Raw genomic sequence first — 17,752 nt, 5'->3', positions numbered from 1 at the left:
AATTATAATCCCAATTTTTACAAAGAAACTAGGTTTTAGAAATGCTAATTTATAAGATATTAAGCTGCATTTTATGTTATATGTTTGTTTGTGATTATGTTTATTATAGTTTACTGATCGCACTACATTCAGCGTTAACCAAAAAAGAGCGATCGCACTTTTTCCATAATTGCTATATAATTTCAATGTTAAATACATCAAACATTTATGAAACTAGACAAACCTATTGCTATTGATTTATTTGCTGGAGCTGGTGGCTTTAGTTTAGGTTTTGCAATGGCAGGTTTTAATATTTCTCTATCTGTGGAAATTGATCCTTGGGCTTGTGATACGCTGCGTTATAATCACCCTGAAATGACAGTAATTCAAAGTGATATTGGTAATTTCAATACTTTAAGCAGTATTCAAGAAATCTGTATCTCAAAACCGGATATTATTATTGGTGGACCTCCATGTCAAGGTTTTAGTGTTGCAGGTCCAGCACGAAAAGACCCAAATGATCCTAGAAATACTTTATTCATTAACTTTTCTCAGTGGATACGTTTTCTTCAACCTAAAGCATTTGTGATGGAGAACGTGAAAGGTTTACTCTCACGCAAAAATAGCGAAGGTTTAAAGGTCATAGATATTATTAAAAAAACTTTTGAAGAACTTGGATATTTTGTAGAAGTATGGTTACTTAATTCTGCTGAATATGGTGTACCACAGGTTAGAGAGCGTGTTTTTATTGTTGGAAACAAACTAGGTAAAAAATTAGGTATTCCTCAAAAAACTCATTCTCTAGACTTATTAAAAAACAATATATTGCAATTATCCCTTGAGCAAATAAATTTACTTCCTGCTATCAGCTTATGGGATGCAATATCAGACTTACCTCCACTTAATGCAAGAGAAGGTAAAGAAGAACAACTTTATATATCAGAATCTCAAAATCAATATCAGCATTGGATCAGACAAGGTAGTAAAATTCTTTATAATCATGTAGCAATGGAACATTCTCAGCGATTAGTAGAACGTTTTAAACAGATAAAATGGGGTGAATCCAGTTCAGATGTTGCTACAGAATATGGTGCTAAACGTCGTAGTGGAAATGGTGACTTATCTAATAAAACTTACGATCAAAATAATAGACGGTTACATCCATACAGGCCAGCACATACGATAGCAGCATCCTTTTATGCAAGTTTTATTCATCCTTTCCAGCATCGTAATTTAACCGCTCGTGAGGGTGCGCGTGTCCAATCTTTCCCTGATACTTATCGTTTTTTAGGAAAAAAAACAGTTGTATCTCACAAGTTATTACAAAGGGAAAATAGATTAAATGAAAAGTTTCTTTGCCAGTACAATCAGATAGGTAATGCTGTACCACCCATTCTAGCTAAAGCAATTGCAATTCATCTTCAAGAAAAATTAGAGCTATGTCCACAACTGATAGAAACCCTTTAGTTCATGGTTCAAATCTAGAACAAAAAGAAAATCACCGCAAAAAATATAGAGATGCTGAAAGCAGAAAATTTCTCCAACAAATTAGAATTGAATATGATAAATGGCATTCAGCTAATATTGAATTAGTGGGACCAACATCAACACCTAATGAAAATGATAATACAATTATTTCTCAAAGAGTACAACTTTTATCAGCATATAAGGATTTTTTAGATCAACAACATTATGCTGAAAAGTTCGACTCTCGCTCCAATCTTCACTCTACTGTATTGGAGGAATTTCTCTATTATTTATTTCGAGATTTAGCAAAAGATTTTGGAGAAAACGCGCTCATTGGAAAATCCCATACTTTTAAAGATATTTTCTTTGTTCCTCCCAAATATGCAGAAATGTTAAAACGTCCCTATGCACGTATTGAAAAGAAAGACCATGATTTTGTGATTGGTGCAACTATTGAAGCATCATTTGAAGCAGTTATACCACCAGAAGAAGAAAATTCAGGTGAAATGTTGACAATTATTAAAGAAGAACCAGATAACTATTCAGATGTTACAGTTACAGGTAACACAGAAACTCATATTTTTGATATTCCAGTTATTGTCATTGAATGTAAAACTTATCTTGATAAAACTATGTTGGAAGGTTCATCAAGAGCAGCAGAGGATTTAAAAGCCAGAAATCCAAATAGTTTATACATTGTATTAATGGAATGGATCAAGTTAACAAGTGATGTCAATCTTCGGAAGTACAAAGTTGATCAAATTTACGTATTACGTCAGCAGAAAAATACGGATCGAGAATTTAGGTATGAAGAAACTTATGTTAAAAATCCAATTAATCCAACTGTAGTACAACATTTATTTGATAAGGTACGGAAGCATTTAACAATGGACTGGACTGGTGGAATTGAGTATGGAATACAGCGTGGTTGGTTAATTGAAGAATGATTGTACTAGATTGATCCCAAAAGAGCTATAATTTTTAGTGACTATATTGTCACATTAATATAGCAGTGGAGATTAAAACCTTGATTGGTCACTCACAACGAATCGCACAGCAACTTATACTGCTTCCATTTTTCCTGCTGACGTAACCTTTTCTCCTCCGTCAAATTATCAAAACAGTGAGAACAACAAATACCTTCCTCATAACGAGGAGAACTTTTTTCCATATCATCAATAGGATGGCCACAACCAAAACATAACTCATAATGTCCCAATTCCAAACCATGAACCACCGCTACCCGTTCATCAAACACAAAACATTCCCCTTCCCATAAACTTTCTTCCGTAGGAATTTCCTCTAAATATTTGAGAATGCCCCCCTCAAGATGATACACTTCCTCAAAGCCCTGATTAATCATATAAGCAGAGGCTTTTTCACAACGAATACCCCCAGTACAAAACATGGCCACTTTCTTGTGTTTTTTGGGATCTAAGTTTTTCTGCACATATTCAGGAAAATCTCTAAATGATTGCGTTTTTGGGTTTTCTGCACCTTTAAAACTGCCAATATTTACTTCATAATCATTCCGTGTATCAATAACCGTCACATCAGGATCCGAAATTATCTCATTCCATTGTTTAGGTTTGACATAAATACCCACTTTCTCGTTAGGATTAATCTCTGGTATACCTAAAGTCACAATCTCTTTCTTTAATTTTACCTTCATTCTAGCAAAAGGTAATTTGTTTGTATAAGACTCTTTATGATCTAAACCTGTAAAACGTGAATCAAAACGTAAAAAATCTAAAACGGCATTTATAGATTCACAACTACCAGCAACAGTACCGTTAATACCTTCCTGTGCCAATAAAATCGTACCTTTAATCCCCCGTTCCTGACAAAAAGATAATAAAGGCGATCGCAATTCTCTAAAATCTGGTAAATTAACGAATTTATAGAGTGTAGCAACAACGACAAAATTTTCCGTGTACATATATGATACTTTTTTGCTAACTAGTGCTAAAAAATACATAAATTAAGATTTTCCCAATCATAGCATACCATGAAGAAGTTTTGTATTTCACTACAAATATTTGTTTTACAGATCAAACCTGAAAATTCCGCACGCCTAAGATATGATCTTCAATCATCTATTATTGAATAAGCTAAAATTGTGCAACAAGTCATCGGTATTGATTTAGGCGGAACATCTATCAAACTGGGAACATACACAGCAAATGGTACTTGTGTTAAATCTTTAACCATCCATACTCCTCAACCCGCAACTCCAGAAGCAGTATTATCTACTATGGTGGATGCGATTAATCAAATAGATCCAGAAAATGAAAGTATTGCCATTGGCATAGGTACACCTGGACCTGCTGATGCTACAGGAAAAATAGCTAAAGTTGCCATTAATCTTACAGGATGGCATAATGTACCCTTAGCCGCTTGGTTAGAAGCTAAAACGGGAAAACCTACTATCTTAGCTAATGATGCTAATTGTGCTGGTTTAGGAGAAGCATGGTTAGGTGCTGGACGTAACTTCCCCAATATGATATTACTAACTTTGGGAACTGGTGTAGGCGGTGCAATTATTCTCAATGGTAAATTATTTGTAGGACATAATTGTACTGCTGGTGAACTAGGTTTAATCACTTTACGTCCTGATGGTCCAGTTTGTAACAGTGGTAATCAAGGATCTTTAGAACAATATCTTTCTATATCTGCTATCCGTCGTCGCACAGGTAAAGAACCAATAGAATTAGGCACATTAGCTAAAAAAGGTGATGTTCAAGCCTTGAGATTTTGGCAAGAATATGGTACAGAATTAGGTATCGGTTTAACCAGTTTAATCTATGTTCTTACACCTCAAGCCATTATTATTGGTGGAGGTGTCAGTGCCAATTTTTCCTATTTTCTTCCATCTGTAAAAGCGGAAATCGAAAAAAGAGTATTACCAAGTTCACGGGAAGGTTTACAAATTTTACTGGCTGAATTGGGTAATAATGCTGGTATGGTAGGTGCTGCTAAGTTAGCTTGGCAAATTGTATAGCAGTGGTAAGTAGGGGTTTAGCAATGCTCATATCATGGGTGTTAAATCAAGATTACTGCTAAAGTTGTTGGCTAATTTGTTGTATATCTCGATGTTGTTTTCTTGTAGCTTTGACTAGACTAAATAATTCTGCTCATTCTACAAGATAACTAACCACATCAGGGTTACTACTCACTGCTTTAGCAAGAGCATATAAACTACTAAACACTATTTCCACTGGTATTTTCTCTTTTGACTGATTTAGGACTTACGCAAGTGTCACACCAAAAATCCCCTGTACGGTGTGGTTTGACAAGCTCACCAACCACGTCAGACGGCATAACTGCAAATAAACAGATTGTTGATATCTGATGCACCATACAAATGTGCCCGTTGCGTAAGTCCTGTGATTTAAGGGCAACGCTACTTCTGAAACTAGTTGGTTTAACAGAGCATAAAAATATGACAGCCAAAATCATTAGTATTTGTAATCTTAAAGGAGGTGTTGGCAAAACTACCCTCGTTATGGCTTTAGCGGAATATTTAGCAGGGGATACTATGTACAATAAACGAGTTTTGGCTATTGATTTAGATGCTCAAAGTAATTTAACAAATGCGATGATGTCTGATGAAGTATGGGAATGGGAATATAATAGTCGTGGATTAACTTTACCTTTTCTATTTCAAAATGCAGAATATGCATTAGATGATATCAACGTTAAAGATTTTATTGTTAAGGACAATGTTTCTAATGTCAGAAAAAATAATTCCTTCCTGTGTCTACATTTAATTCCTAATAGTCCTAAGTTTTTTACAATTCATGCAAACTTAACTGCTGGCGCAATTACCACATTATTTCAAGTTATTCAACCAGTATTACCAAATTATGATTATATTTTAATAGACTGTCCTCCTAGTATTAATAAGATTGTCAAAAGTGCATTTTACGCCAGTGATTACTGTTTAATTCCCTGTGTAGCTAGTCGAATGTCGGTTTATGGATTAGAACTATTATTAGAACAAATTGATATTTTTAACAGAGATTATCAACATAATTTAAAAGCAATTGGTACGGTAATTTGTCGTTATAACAATACAGTTTCCCAGGTAGAAAAGTTAGCTCTAATGATGATTAATCCCTTTATTCCCGCCATTTTTTATCATAAAATACTAGAAAGAGCAAAAATAGCAGAAAGTTTAAATTTTCAGCATAATTTAACCTACAAGCAAAAATATGGTGATGTTCATGATGTTATGGTAAAAATCACTAAGGAGTTTATTCAAAAAGTTGATCTTGAATAAATTGATAATTGACAATGGACAATAGACGTACGCAAGTATCACAGTAAAAAATCTGTTGAGTGGGTGCGTCAGATATCAACAATTTGGTTATTTACATGATTTATACTGTCTGACGTGGTTGGTGAGCTTGTTGAACCACACCCTACCAATGTGCCAGTTGCGTAAGTCCTGTTGATAATTTTTCGTTGTCAACTGTCAACTGTCAACTATCAACTTCTTTAGTAATTGTTAAGATTTATACCAGATTCCTTAGCCATAGCTTCAATACCTTTGTGATCTAAGGTTTTAATTGCTCTGGTGGAAAGTTTAAGTTTTACCCAACGGTTTCCACCTGGCCACCAAATGCGTTTTTCTTGTAGGTTAGCGTGTTGTAAGCGTTTGGTGCGGCGGTGAGAGTGGGATATGGAAAAGGCGTTATTGGCTTTTTTACCAGTTAAATCACAACGACGGGACATTTATTATATCTCCAGATGTTTATTTCAAGTCAACCTTTCTATTGTATCTCAATATGGCGAAAATAACGGGAATATCACTAATTTATTTTGTGATATTGTCCGTAAATCATTAGACATAGGAGTGAAAATTATCCTAAGGACAATTCATGAATTGTTCCTACAAGGGTTTAGTGGTTATGCACATTTAATTACCACAAGATGTCTAGTGATTAGGTCATCTTAGAAGTAGGGGAACCACGGTAATATAGTACAGCTTGGCGTACATAAACCAATTATTCTAAATCGTCCAAAAGCCTATACTGTCTTGGTTGTGAGTTTTGACTTTTGAATTTTGACCTCCGCCCTGCGGTACTAGGCTAGTATATCTTATTTAGGATCTCTATATGTTAAATTTACTAGTTAAATTAGACATAGTGCGTCAAATATGATAATCTTCTGTAGAGATGACTAATTTTCATGTTTGACACACCCTACAAGCTACTACAAAAATGAGCACTACTCTATCTACTAAAATTACTGACATTATTGATAGTCAGCGTGAATTTTTTAACAGTGGTAAAACTAAGGATCTTGATTTTCGTTTATCTCAATTACACAAGTTAAAACAGTTAATTATTAATCATAAAACTGAGATTATTGCAGCATTAAAAGCCGATTTACACAAGCCTGAATTTGAAAGTTACGCCAGCGAAATTGGTGCTATTAAAGAAGTTAATGAGGCTATAAAAAATCTCATAAAATGGGCAAAAACTAAAAAAGCTCCTGTTCCTTTAGAGTTTTTTTCATATTCGGCTAAAATTTCTCCAGAACCATTAGGAGTAGTATTAATTATTAGTCCTTGGAATTATCCTTTTCAATTAATTATATCTCCTTTAGTGGGAGCGATCGCTGCTGGTAATTGTACTATTATCAAACCTTCGGAATTTGCCCCTCACACTGCTAATTTAGTCACAGAACTAATTAGTAAATATTTTGATCCCGCATATATTTCTGTTATTACTGGAGGAGTGGAAACCAGTCAAGAATTACTAGCAGAAAAATTTGATCACATCTTATTTACCGGAGGTACTGCTATTGGTAAAATTGTCATGGCCGCAGCCGCTAAACATCTAACTCCTGTAACTTTAGAATTAGGAGGTAAAAGTCCCTGTATAGTAGATAAAGAGATTAATTTAGACCATACTGTTAAACGCATTCTTTGGGGTAAATTTCTCAATGCTGGACAAACTTGTATAGCTCCAGATTATCTTTTAGTGAATGAAAAAGTCAAGTCAGATTTAATTAGTGGTTTCAAAAAATGCTTGTTAGAATTTTATGGTGAAAATCCCGTTAACAGTCCAGATTATGCCAGAATAATTCATCAAAAACATTTTGATAGATTAACTAAATTTTTGCAAGATGGGGAAATTGTTATTGGTGGAGAAACCAACCGAGAACAATTATATATTGCTCCTACCATTATAGACAATGTTGCTTTAACTGATGCCATCATGGAGGAAGAAATATTTGGACCTATTTTACCAATTATTACTTATACAGATATTTCCCAGGCAATCACTTTAATTAATTCTCAACCTAAACCTTTAGCTTTATATCTTTTTTCTGATAATAAGAACCTGCAAAATCTTGTTTTACAATCTACTTCATCAGGTAGTGTTTGTATTAACGATACAGTGATGCAAGTTGCTATTTCATCTTTACCATTTGGAGGTGTGGGAGATAGTGGTATAGGTGCTTATCATGGTAAAGCCAGTTTTGACCTATTTTCCCATCATAAGAGTATTCTACAAAATACATTCCGCTTTGATGTTAGTTGGCGATATGCACCATATCAAGGTAAGTTATCTCTTTTGAGAAAGATAATAGGTATTTAGCTATCAGCTACCAGTAGTCAGCTTTCAGCTTATGGCTTACGGCAAGCTACGCAAACACCAGTTAGCATTTTACACTGGGAACGCAAGAGGTTTAGCAGTGCTAAACCCCTACTAGCTGCTGGGTATAGGTAATTAATCTTCTGTTTCTTCTTCTTCTTCAGCAGTAGGATACACGAAGTTAGAGCGTCCAGTCAAAATAGATTTACCAAGGGATAAAGCCTTTTGGGCTTGAATAGCAGCTTTATGTCTCCACGTAGCACGACGTTTATCTCGTTTAGATTTGGAGGTCTTCTTCTTTGGAACAGCCATGTTAGCAGATATCGCAATTGTTGACAACCTTTCCATTCTAAGTCATTTATTGACAATGACAACCTAATTTATCAATAAATTATAGAAAGGTTTACTAAGTCACCGAGTCATGGAGTCAGTAGGAGTAAAGCAAGAATTTCATTAATGTCAACTTAACATAGAACGCATATAGAATCGTTCTATACTGTTTGAATTGTTTATTAGTTTACTTTAGTAAAATGCAAGCTATTAGCTACCGAACTTAAGTTCCAAGCGGCTATGGAATCTAAATAAACCCGTACAATTAGTTAATAAATGGTACACAGACATAGAACTATTTTTCAGATTCTTCACCGTAGCTCACTAGACTAAGGAAGGGTATATCTTATTGTCACCTGTCACCTGTCACCTGTCACCTGTCACCTGTCCACTATCAACTCTCAACTGTCCACTATCAACTCTCAACTATCAACTGTCAACTCTCAATTATCAACTGTCAACTCTCAACTGTCACTAATATAGAATTTATTTTGCACCACTACTTAATATGGAATGATTGTTTATGGTAGAACCAAATTCTCCAAATAAGCTCAAATCTGGACAATATCAAAGATTAAGAGCAGAAGCAGCAGCACCTTATCGCGGTTTACGCAAGTTTGTGTATATTGGTATTGGTATATCTGGGTTTATAGGTGCATTTGTATTCTTTTTTCAAATCTTAGCAGGACGAAATATAGATCAAGCTGTACCTAATTTCGCTCTACAATTGGGAATAATTGCTGTGATGGTGTTTTTGTGGAAATGGGATAAAAGTCGCTAAAAAGGTATAAAAAGGTATTTATTCAGCTAAAATTACTGTAGTGCAAGCATCTTGCTTGCATCTATTATCCAAATAAACCCACAACAGCTTAACTACTAAAAGCTAAGTAGTGCAAGCATCTTGCTTGCATCTATTATCCAAATTAAACCCACAACAGCTTAACTACTAAAAGCTAAGTAGTGCAAGCATCTTGCTTGCATCTATTATCCAAATTAAACCCACAACAGCTTAACTACTAAAAGCTAAGAAAAGGACTTTAGCCAACCGTGTAAAATCGCCAAATTGAGAATAAACCCTGCAAAAGCGAACCATAATATACTTTCTCCAGCCATTATTAAGTAGGGTAAAATCACCTCACTATTATTCCAACCTAATTCTATTTGGGTTAATCCACGTATTAAACCAAAAGCCCAAACAGCGCCAGTTCTCAGATGAGGGTTAGTATCATTACGAATAATATAGCGGTAAGTTACACCAAACAAAAACCCTGAAAAACCAGCAATTACACCACTTAAAACTATTGGTAAATTCACAATAGTAGTAGATGGATAGGTAAGTATAGACCAATACTTGCTTAACAATAAAGAATTAACCAAGGTAGTGATAATAAAAATCACACCTAGAGATAAACTACTGATAGTTCCTGCTTTTAAAGATTCTAACCTTTCTGTAATTAATTCCATGCTTTTATATTGTTTTAATATCAAAAACCCAAAGATATCAACACCTTGTACTATTTTGTGAATAGTATCAATAATATATTGTTTGGTTAGTTACAAGTCATTAATTAACCCCTGGGCTAAGGTTTTTAACATTAAATAATGTTATATTAATTTACATAAAGTAAGAAAATTTAGTAAATCTATTTGGGAGTGCGAATCATGACCAATACAACACAAACTACTATTACAAACGTAGTGGAAGATCGTAACGCTTGGCGCTGGGGTTTTACACCTCAAGCTGAAATCTGGAATGGCCGTTTGGCTATGGTAGGTTTTTTAGCAGCCATTTTAATTGAGTTGTTTTCTAATCAAGGCTTCCTGCACTTTTGGGGCATTATGTAATTAGTTAAACAAAAGGTGGGTATTAATGCCCACCTCATAATCTGATAGTTTCTATTTTTTATTTGTTTTTATTTATTAGCTATTCAAGCAAGATGCTTACACCACTTTGAATTTATTAATTATGCATTTGTTATAAAATGTTATGCATTTAACTTGTATAACTGAACTTCCCTCCATTCATTTGTACTAAAAATGCTCAAAAATCTTGTGTAGCAAAGTTTTTGAGCATCAGAATAATGATTTTTGTGTCCATGTAATTGTAACGATTTTTTAGCATTAATTGAGTGCTGATTATGATATACAGCACATTCCATCTACATGAGGTACACTAGGAACAGGCAAGATGCCTGTGTTACAAGGGTTTTATGATTAACATACGTACCTCATAATAACGGAAACTGCTATATTTTTCCATCAAGCCTTAAATAACAAGCAATAACCAGTAGGGTGCGTTAGCTGTCCTCGTAACGCACCATTATGGAAAATATTACCAATTATTAATTACCAATGACCAATTAGCTAATTATTTCAGAAAATAATTAAATTGCCGAAAATAAACAAATTGTAAAATCTCTTTTCTCCAAATAATTGCAGCTAAATTAATCAATAAACAACTAATGGCTAAAGATAGTAAAATATAAGTTGGTATCATAATTACCCCAATCATCAACCAACTATAAACATGAAGTAACATTAATGTAGCAAACATACCAGTAAACATTACAGATAACCATACTTGATATAGCGGACGGTTAACAACAGTTAAGGTAATAGTTGCTAAAGTAGCCACTATATTTGCTGGAACAAGAAACGCGCAAATTCCCACACAATTCATCCGGGAAAATTCAGCTAAGGAATGACAATGAAAAATTGAATCAAACATAATATCAAACATTAATTTGTACTGATAATGTGGGTGATTGAGATGTAAATTTTGAGATGTTTTTGATATGTATTATCTAAAATTTACCCTCAGTCCAGCCATTACTCAATTAATCTTAACTGCAATCTGAGCAGCTACACCATTTATGTAACATAAATTTAATCGTTAATTACTCCTTGGCAAATTTCTGAGTTTGTACTACAATTAGGTTACGCGTGGTAAGGTTTAGCCCCATATATATTTAGATGTATATTTAAATGTATATTTAGATGTTATAATCAAGATATTTAAAACTAATCCGTTTGCAACGGTGGTAAAGTTTTGGTAAGATTTTAAGCAATTGGAACAGGAGTGTGTTATAGTATATTTAACTACAGGTGAGATCCCCAAATTCTTAGAGAATTTGGGGATCTTTAATTTATTTCAATTACAGCAGTTTCCGTTATTTTGAGGTACAGATGTTAATGATAGAACTTTTGTAGTGCGAGCATCTAAATGGAATGTGCTGTATAACTGAACAATTAATATTTTGGTTTATATTTTTGTCTATTTTACCGATCTTGATTGTAGATTATAGATTTGTAACAAATTTTGATGTAAGTGGTGGTTTTTATTACCTATATGATAGGATGATCTCGTGATGTTTATGGATTAGATAGCTGTCAAAATCCAATTACGGTTAGAGTGTGTAATTCAGTCAAGTCTAAAAAATTTATTAAAATTAGCTGTTTTTATTAGCTATTTTTTCGGAATTTCTAAATTTGAGATAATTCTCTGGATTTGGCTGCGTATTAATTGTTGTTCCTAATGTTACAAGTTAATTTTTTAGTATTTTCTACCGGAAGTACAAACTAAACAATCAACAATTTTCTTTGTAATTATGAATAGTAATTTTGCTGAAAATAATCACTTTATTCAAGAACAAATGAAAAGATGCGATCGCAATATTTTCATTAGTAATATCGGTTTATTATTAGTTACTGTGGCTATATTTTTGTTTGGGGCAAGATATTGGTATAATTTCATTTTTGGACCGTTTCCGATTACAGCGATGGAATTAACAGAAATTCAAAGCTAATTTTGGTGATTTTGATGTTCTTGTTAATCAAATTAATTCCCAAGTAGCTAATGGTATGAATAATTTTAGATCAGGAGAAAATTTAATTATTACTGCTGGTTGGTTAATTCAGAAAAATATCTATAATGTGGAGTTATTTAAGTTACAAGAAATTGCTTGGGTTTATGCCAAAATTACTCAACATCGTACTAATGGTATTCCCACTGGTAAAACTTATGCTGCTGTGGTAATGGATAAAGGTGGGAAAACTTTAGAAGTGTCAGCGAAGGAGGAGGAAGTTCAGACAATTCTTGTGGAAATTATTGAGCGTGTTCCTTGGGTAATAGCTGGTTATAGTGAGGAGTTGAAAAGTATGTGGCGAAAAGATCAAACATTATTTTTATCTATTCTTCAACAGCGTAGAGTGCAAATGGGAATGTAATGAGAATTTATCTGTGTAATTTTTAAAGCTGGTTAGTTACACACTTGCTAGACTTACTCTCTTTACAAGGAAAGACTAAATGATATAGCCTTTCTCAGTCTAGTGAGGTACAGTAACAACAATGGGTAAACCAATTATAAATATCCTCTAATGAGATTTGAGTAAAAGCACTAACAGATAAATAAAATCCTGAACACGGATTAGACGGATTAAACAGATTGCGCGGATTAGGTTATCTGTTACACTAACAGATAAATAAAATCCTGAACGCGGATTAAGCCGATTACACCGATTGCACGGATTAAGTGATCTGTTATAGTATAAGTGATCTTTTATCGTAACAGACAATTAAAATCCGTGAAATCCTTTAATCTGTATAATCCGTGATCCGGATTAAGTGATCTGTTATCGTAACAGACAATTAAAATCCGTGAAATCCTTTAATCCGTATAATCCGTGATCCGGATTAAGTGATCTGTTATAGTAACAGATAAATAAAATCCGTGAAATCCTTTAATCCATATAATCCGTGATCCTCTATGAGTTTAAAATACGAACACATTACCAAAAAAATAATCGGTGCATCCTTTGAAGTCCATAAATTTCTAGGTAACGGCTTTCAAGAAGTAATTTATCAACGCGCCCTAGCCTACGAACTTCATCAAGCAGGCCTAAATTTTGCTAGAGAAATTGAACAACAAATCTATTACAAAAACTTATCCGAACCTATTGGAACACGCCGCGCTGATTTTGTAGTAGAAGAAAAAATATTAGTCGAATTAAAAGCCACCAAACAACTAGAAGATGTCCACTTTGCCCAAGCATTAAATTATCTCAAAGTATATAAATTAGAAGTTGGATTATTGATTAATTTTGGAGGTAAAAGCCTAGAATTTAAAAGACTAATACAAACATAAACATCTGAACGCGGATTAAACGGATTACACAGATTGCACGGATTAAGTGATCTATTACTATAACAGATCACTTAATCCGTGAAATCCTTTAATCCGTATCATCCGTGATTCTGACTGTTTATTAAATATACTTAAACACGCTAAAATTACACTTTGCAACTATTAAACCAATTTCCGAAGTGCAGAAGATACAATTTGAAGTTATTTGTACAATAACTATGTCAAGATTTGGATAGGACAATTATGAAGATTAATTTACAAATGGCTCTGAGTGACGCTCATATTGATGCAAGTCAAACTAGCACTCAACGCCAATTACAGCTTTCTGTGTCTGCTGCTGGTGAAATTATTGATCGCTCAATTCCTCTCAATTTATGCTTAATCTTAGATCATAGCGGTTCTATGAATGGACGATCGCTGGAAACTGTGAAAACTGCCGCTTGTTTACTTATAGACCGTTTAAATCCCCAAGATAGAATTAGTATAGTCGTCTTTGATCACCGTGCTAAAGTCTTAGTCCCTAACCAATTAATCGCAGATCAAGATCGCTTTGGTATTAAACAGCAAATAAACACATTAACTGCTGATGGTGGTACTTCCATTGATGATGGTTTACGTTTAGGTATTGAAGAGTTAGCCAAGGGTAAAAATGATACTATTTCTCAAGCATTTTTATTGACAGATGGCGAAAATGAACATGGGGATAATGAACGATGTTTGAAATTTGCCCGTTTAGCAGCTAGTTATAATCTTACCTTAAATACTTTAGGATTTGGTGATAACTGGAATCAAGATGTTTTAGAAAAGATTGCTGATGCTGGGTTGGGTACTTTATCTTACATCCAAAAACCAGATCAAGCCGTCGCTGAATTTAGTAGGTTGTTCAATAGAATGCAAACTGTCGGTTTAAATAATGCTTATCTGTTATTATCCCTCATGCCTAATGTGAGTTTAGCAAAACTTAAACCCATTGCCCAAGTTTCTCCAGATACCATTGAATTACCTTTTCAATTAGAACCTGATGGACGGTTAGGAGTAAGATTAGGTGATTTAATGAAAGATGCAGAACGGGTAATTTTAGTTAATATTTATTTAGGACAGTTGCCAGAAGGCAAACAAGCGATCGCTAATGTTCAAATTCGCTATGATGATCCATCCCAAAATAAAACTGGGTTATATTCTACTCCTAGTCCAGTTTATATTGAAGCTACATCTACCTATACACCATTACTAAGTCCCCACGTACAACAGTCTGTATTAGCTTTAGCTAAATATCGCCAAACTCAATTAGCAGAAACTAAATTACAACAGGGCGATCGCGCAGGTGCGGCCACAATGTTACAAACTGCGGCGAAAACAGCTTTACAAATGGGAGATAAGAGTGCGGCCACAGTTCTACAAACTTCGGCTACACAACTGCAAGCTGGAGAAGAATTATCAGAAAGCGATCGCAAGAAAACCAGAATTGTCTCCAAAACTGTGTTACAATGATCCTTCATGAAAGTTCACACCAAATCATCATTCAATGATATTAATGTTGATGCTGCCCAAACAATTAATCAGCGTCAACTTTCTCTTTCTATTTCCGCTATTCCAACTAATTCAGAAGCATCACTACCATTAAATATCGCTTTAATACTTGATAAAAGCGGTTCTATGGAAGGTGAACCCCTGAATAAAGTTATCCAAGCAGTAGAACAATTATTGGATTATCTAAAACCAGGCGATCGCCTCTCAATTATTGCTTTTGCGAACCTTCCTGAAGTCATTATCCCTAATCAAATCGTTACAGATACCAAAACCATCAAAACTACTCTCAGGCAGAAAATTAAGGCTTCTGGAGGCACTGTAATCGCAGAAGGTCTATCATTAGGGATTACAGAACTTCTCAAAGGAACAAAGGGAGCAGTGTCTCAAGTCTTTTTACTCACTGATGGCCACGGAGATCAGGGTTTAAAATTATGGAAATGGCAAATAGGACCAAACGACAATAAACGCTGTGTAGTACTGGCTAAAAAAGCTGCTAAACTGAATCTGACCATCAACACTTTAGGCTTTGGTAATAACTGGAATCAAAACCTGTTAGAAAAAATTGCCGATATTGCTGGAGGAACATTAACCTATATTGAATATCCAGAACAGATAATTAGCCAATTTTCACGGTTATTTCGCCGTATTCAGTCTGTAGGTTTGACTAATGCCTATTTACTATTATCTTTCATTCCCTCAGTACGTTTAGCGGAACTTAAACCTATCGCTCAAGTTTTACCGGATACTGTAGAAATTCCTGTAGAAACGGAAGCTAATGGTAGTTTAGTTATTCGTTTAGGTGACTTAATGCAAGATATAGAAAAGGTAGTATTAGCAAATATTTATATTGGTAAATTACCAGAAGGTAATCAAGTTATTGGACATATTCAAATTCGCTACGACGATCCAGGGACAAATCAAGAAAGATTATTTTCTCCTTTGATACCCATATCAGTCAATGTTATGAGTAATTATTCTCCAGCAGTCAATGAGGAGGTATTAAAGTATGTATTGTTACTGGCAAAATACCGACAAACCCAAATAGCAGAGGCAAAACTAGAAATAGGCGATCGCCTCGGTGCTGGTACAATGTTACAAACAGCAGCCGATACAGCCTTACAAATTGGTGATACTAAAGCAGCTACCATCTTGCAATTATCCGCAACGCAGTTACAAGCAGGAAAAGACTTGACCGAAAGTGAATTGAAGAAAACCAGAATTGCATCTAAAACAGTATTGCAGTAATAGGTGATAGATACAAGGTTGGGTTAAACTTTGTTTAACCCAACAAACCACTGCAAATGTTAGGTTTCGTTCCTCAACCCAACAAATTAGGCAGTAAGTTTAGCCAATACCCGTTCTACAGATTGTAATGCTTGATTAATATCTGTTTCTGTGACAATCAAAGGAGGAACAAATCTCACAACTTTCGCACCAGCAGGAACAAGTAATAAACCTTCTGCCATAGCTGCTTGGACAACTTCAGCCGCAGTGAGAGGAATATCGGCCTGAAGTTCCATACCATTGATTAAACCCCAACCGCGTACTTGACCAATATGTTGAGGATATTTACGAGCGATCGCTTTTAAACCTTCTCTTAGATGAGATCCTTGTTCCTGTACATTTTGAAGAATATTGTATTTTTCTAACGCTTCACAAACACTTAAAGCTACACCACACACAAAAGGATTACCACCAAAGGTACTAGCGTGTTCTCCAGGGGCAAAAACATCACAGAATTTTTTACTAATCATCGCACCAATGGGGATGCCACCTCCTAAACCTTTAGCACTGGTGAAAATATCTGGTTCTACGCCCAAATTTTCATAACCCCATAATTTACCTGTACGCCCCATTCCCACTTGCACTTCATCAAAGATTAATAAAATGCCGGTTTCGTTACAAATCTCTCGTAACCGTTTAAAATAGGCTAATTCCCCTGGTTTAACTCCACCTTCCCCTTGCAATGTTTCAATTAAAATAGCAGCAACGCGATAATTACCTTCATCTAATTCAGTTACAGCAGCTTCCACCGCTCTTATATCATTATAAGGTACATAATGAAATCCAGGAACTAGGGGATCAAAGTGTTTTTGATATTTAGGTTGTCCTGTGGCCGTCACCGTAGCTAAGGTGCGTCCATGAAAGCTAGAATGGGCTGTTAATATAATGGGGTTAGCAATTTCTAAAACCGTATGGCCATATTTACGGGCAAGTTTAATAGCAGCTTCATTAGCTTCTGCACCTGAATTACAAAAGAATACGCGATCGCCACAGGAATGATCAACAATCCATTTTGCTAATTCACCCTGTTCGGGAATATAGTACAAATTAGATACATGATGAAGTTTCTGAATTTGTCTAGTTACAGCCTCTACCATCACTGGATGGGCGTGTCCTAAAGTACAAGTAGCAATTCCGGCCACAAAGTCCAGATATTCCTTACCTTGGGTATCCCAAACACGACAGCCTAAACCCCGTTCTAAAGCTATGGGAAAGCGTCCATAAGTGGACATGACAACCTGATTAAAGTTCTCTGCATCAAAGGGGATGTTTGAGGCCATTGTCGGCTGTTCAACTGGACTTTGGATCATCACTACCGCACCTCCTGAAATTTTGATTTTATCTTGAGTTAGTCTATCATTGAACAAGACTCTACACAAGAATTAAAGTTCTCGGAACTATCTTGTATAG

The 17,752-nt window shown here is 34.9% G+C and carries 18 protein-coding genes; 12 read left to right on the top strand and 6 right to left on the bottom strand.

The window, feature by feature from the left end; translation table 11 throughout:
- Positions 1-207: 207 nt before the first annotated feature.
- Together H6F32_RS08060 and H6F32_RS08055 are read left to right on the top strand one after the other, a co-directional pair.
- On the top strand, positions 208-1,446 hold the full coding sequence (locus H6F32_RS08060; protein ID WP_190368815.1) for a DNA cytosine methyltransferase: 1,239 nt from the start codon (positions 208-210) through the stop codon (positions 1,444-1,446).
- A complete protein-coding gene (locus tag H6F32_RS08055; RefSeq protein ID WP_190368814.1) occupies positions 1,419-2,393 on the top strand; it encodes a Bpu10I family restriction endonuclease in 975 nt (324 codons plus the stop codon). Before H6F32_RS08060 ends, H6F32_RS08055 begins: the two co-directional genes overlap by 28 nt.
- 92 nt (positions 2,394-2,485) lie before the next feature.
- Here H6F32_RS08055 and H6F32_RS08050 read toward each other — a convergent pair whose 3' ends face one another.
- Complete coding sequence (locus H6F32_RS08050; protein WP_190368813.1) at positions 2,486-3,385, bottom strand: rhodanese-related sulfurtransferase; 900 nt, start codon at positions 3,383-3,385, stop codon at positions 2,486-2,488.
- 180 nt (positions 3,386-3,565) lie between these two features.
- Here H6F32_RS08050 and H6F32_RS08045 point away from each other — a divergent pair, with 180 nt between their 5' ends.
- Both H6F32_RS08045 and H6F32_RS08040 read left to right on the top strand, forming a co-directional pair.
- Positions 3,566-4,447 (top strand): ROK family protein, encoded by an 882-nt coding sequence (locus tag H6F32_RS08045; protein WP_190368812.1) that lies wholly within the window; start codon positions 3,566-3,568, stop codon positions 4,445-4,447.
- Between the two features lie 441 nt (positions 4,448-4,888).
- Positions 4,889-5,728, top strand: a complete 840-nt coding sequence (locus H6F32_RS08040) for a ParA family protein (RefSeq protein WP_190368811.1) — start codon at positions 4,889-4,891, stop codon at positions 5,726-5,728.
- A 218-nt stretch (positions 5,729-5,946) separates the two neighbouring features.
- Here H6F32_RS08040 and rpmB read toward each other — a convergent pair whose 3' ends face one another.
- Positions 5,947-6,183: a 50S ribosomal protein L28 gene (rpmB, locus tag H6F32_RS08035; protein ID WP_190368810.1), complete on the bottom strand. Its 237-nt coding sequence runs from the start codon at positions 6,181-6,183 to the stop codon at positions 5,947-5,949.
- 488 nt (positions 6,184-6,671) lie between these two features.
- Between rpmB and H6F32_RS08030 the strand changes: the two genes are divergently transcribed.
- Positions 6,672-8,057 carry an aldehyde dehydrogenase gene (locus tag H6F32_RS08030; protein ID WP_190368809.1) on the top strand — a complete coding sequence of 462 codons (1,386 nt, stop codon included), beginning with the start codon at positions 6,672-6,674 and terminating at the stop codon, positions 8,055-8,057.
- A gap of 132 nt (positions 8,058-8,189) precedes the next feature.
- On the opposite strand, the gene rpmF is transcribed toward H6F32_RS08030, so the two are convergent.
- Positions 8,190-8,366 (bottom strand): 50S ribosomal protein L32, encoded by a 177-nt coding sequence (gene rpmF, locus H6F32_RS08025; protein WP_190368808.1) that lies wholly within the window; start codon positions 8,364-8,366, stop codon positions 8,190-8,192.
- A 541-nt stretch (positions 8,367-8,907) separates the two neighbouring features.
- Between rpmF and H6F32_RS08020 the strand changes: the two genes are divergently transcribed.
- On the top strand, positions 8,908-9,165 hold the full coding sequence (locus H6F32_RS08020; RefSeq protein WP_190368807.1) for a DUF3493 domain-containing protein: 258 nt from the start codon (positions 8,908-8,910) through the stop codon (positions 9,163-9,165).
- A gap of 242 nt (positions 9,166-9,407) precedes the next feature.
- On the opposite strand, the gene H6F32_RS08015 is transcribed toward H6F32_RS08020, so the two are convergent.
- On the bottom strand, positions 9,408-9,848 hold the full coding sequence (locus H6F32_RS08015; protein ID WP_190368806.1) for a hypothetical protein: 441 nt from the start codon (positions 9,846-9,848) through the stop codon (positions 9,408-9,410).
- A 198-nt stretch (positions 9,849-10,046) separates the two neighbouring features.
- Here H6F32_RS08015 and H6F32_RS08010 point away from each other — a divergent pair, with 198 nt between their 5' ends.
- Positions 10,047-10,229, top strand: a complete 183-nt coding sequence (locus H6F32_RS08010; RefSeq protein WP_190368805.1) for a chlorophyll a/b-binding protein — start codon at positions 10,047-10,049, stop codon at positions 10,227-10,229.
- 523 nt (positions 10,230-10,752) lie between these two features.
- Here H6F32_RS08010 and H6F32_RS08005 read toward each other — a convergent pair.
- Positions 10,753-11,112: a hypothetical protein gene (locus H6F32_RS08005; protein WP_199294516.1), complete on the bottom strand. Its 360-nt coding sequence runs from the start codon at positions 11,110-11,112 to the stop codon at positions 10,753-10,755.
- Between the two features lie 880 nt (positions 11,113-11,992).
- Between H6F32_RS08005 and H6F32_RS08000 the strand changes: the two genes are divergently transcribed.
- From H6F32_RS08000 to H6F32_RS07980, 5 genes are all read left to right on the top strand, one after another.
- Positions 11,993-12,190, top strand: a complete 198-nt coding sequence (locus H6F32_RS08000; RefSeq protein WP_190368804.1) for a hypothetical protein — start codon at positions 11,993-11,995, stop codon at positions 12,188-12,190.
- Between the two features lie 55 nt (positions 12,191-12,245).
- Positions 12,246-12,611 carry a DUF6709 family protein gene (locus H6F32_RS07995; RefSeq protein ID WP_190368803.1) on the top strand — a complete coding sequence of 122 codons (366 nt, stop codon included), beginning with the start codon at positions 12,246-12,248 and terminating at the stop codon, positions 12,609-12,611.
- Positions 12,612-13,150: 539 nt separating this feature from the next.
- A complete protein-coding gene (locus H6F32_RS07990; protein WP_190368802.1) occupies positions 13,151-13,528 on the top strand; it encodes a GxxExxY protein in 378 nt (125 codons plus the stop codon).
- A gap of 243 nt (positions 13,529-13,771) precedes the next feature.
- Positions 13,772-15,019, top strand: coding sequence for a VWA domain-containing protein (locus H6F32_RS07985; protein ID WP_190368801.1), 1,248 nt, complete (start codon positions 13,772-13,774; stop codon positions 15,017-15,019).
- Between the two features lie 6 nt (positions 15,020-15,025).
- Positions 15,026-16,303 (top strand): VWA domain-containing protein, encoded by a 1,278-nt coding sequence (locus H6F32_RS07980; RefSeq protein ID WP_190368800.1) that lies wholly within the window; start codon positions 15,026-15,028, stop codon positions 16,301-16,303.
- An 86-nt stretch (positions 16,304-16,389) separates the two neighbouring features.
- Here H6F32_RS07980 and H6F32_RS07975 read toward each other — a convergent pair whose 3' ends face one another.
- Complete coding sequence (locus H6F32_RS07975) at positions 16,390-17,652, bottom strand: aspartate aminotransferase family protein (RefSeq protein WP_190368799.1); 1,263 nt, start codon at positions 17,650-17,652, stop codon at positions 16,390-16,392.
- Positions 17,653-17,752: the final 100 nt, after the last annotated feature.

This window comes from Anabaena sp. FACHB-1237 (assembly GCF_014696225.1).
Classification (GTDB): Bacteria; Cyanobacteriota; Cyanobacteriia; order Cyanobacteriales; family Nostocaceae; genus FACHB-1237.
This window is presented reverse-complemented; position numbering and strand designations above follow the sequence as displayed.

Coding starts and splice junctions, on each gene's coding strand:
- H6F32_RS08060 (WP_190368815.1), top strand. CDS start 208: ATGAAACTAGACAAACCTATTGCTATTGATTTATTTGCTGGAGCTGGT.
- H6F32_RS08055 (WP_190368814.1), top strand. CDS start 1,419: ATGTCCACAACTGATAGAAACCCTTTAGTTCATGGTTCAAATCTAGAA.
- H6F32_RS08050 (WP_190368813.1), bottom strand. CDS start 3,385: ATGTACACGGAAAATTTTGTCGTTGTTGCTACACTCTATAAATTCGTT.
- H6F32_RS08040 (WP_190368811.1), top strand. CDS start 4,889: ATGACAGCCAAAATCATTAGTATTTGTAATCTTAAAGGAGGTGTTGGC.
- rpmB (WP_190368810.1), bottom strand. CDS start 6,183: ATGTCCCGTCGTTGTGATTTAACTGGTAAAAAAGCCAATAACGCCTTT.
- H6F32_RS08030 (WP_190368809.1), top strand. CDS start 6,672: ATGAGCACTACTCTATCTACTAAAATTACTGACATTATTGATAGTCAG.
- rpmF (WP_190368808.1), bottom strand. CDS start 8,366: ATGGCTGTTCCAAAGAAGAAGACCTCCAAATCTAAACGAGATAAACGT.
- H6F32_RS08020 (WP_190368807.1), top strand. CDS start 8,908: ATGGTAGAACCAAATTCTCCAAATAAGCTCAAATCTGGACAATATCAA.
- H6F32_RS08015 (WP_190368806.1), bottom strand. CDS start 9,848: ATGGAATTAATTACAGAAAGGTTAGAATCTTTAAAAGCAGGAACTATC.
- H6F32_RS08010 (WP_190368805.1), top strand. CDS start 10,047: ATGACCAATACAACACAAACTACTATTACAAACGTAGTGGAAGATCGT.
- H6F32_RS08005 (WP_199294516.1), bottom strand. CDS start 11,112: ATGTTTGATTCAATTTTTCATTGTCATTCCTTAGCTGAATTTTCCCGG.
- H6F32_RS08000 (WP_190368804.1), top strand. CDS start 11,993: ATGAATAGTAATTTTGCTGAAAATAATCACTTTATTCAAGAACAAATG.
- H6F32_RS07995 (WP_190368803.1), top strand. CDS start 12,246: ATGAATAATTTTAGATCAGGAGAAAATTTAATTATTACTGCTGGTTGG.
- H6F32_RS07990 (WP_190368802.1), top strand. CDS start 13,151: ATGAGTTTAAAATACGAACACATTACCAAAAAAATAATCGGTGCATCC.
- H6F32_RS07985 (WP_190368801.1), top strand. CDS start 13,772: ATGAAGATTAATTTACAAATGGCTCTGAGTGACGCTCATATTGATGCA.
- H6F32_RS07980 (WP_190368800.1), top strand. CDS start 15,026: ATGAAAGTTCACACCAAATCATCATTCAATGATATTAATGTTGATGCT.
- H6F32_RS07975 (WP_190368799.1), bottom strand. CDS start 17,652: ATGATCCAAAGTCCAGTTGAACAGCCGACAATGGCCTCAAACATCCCC.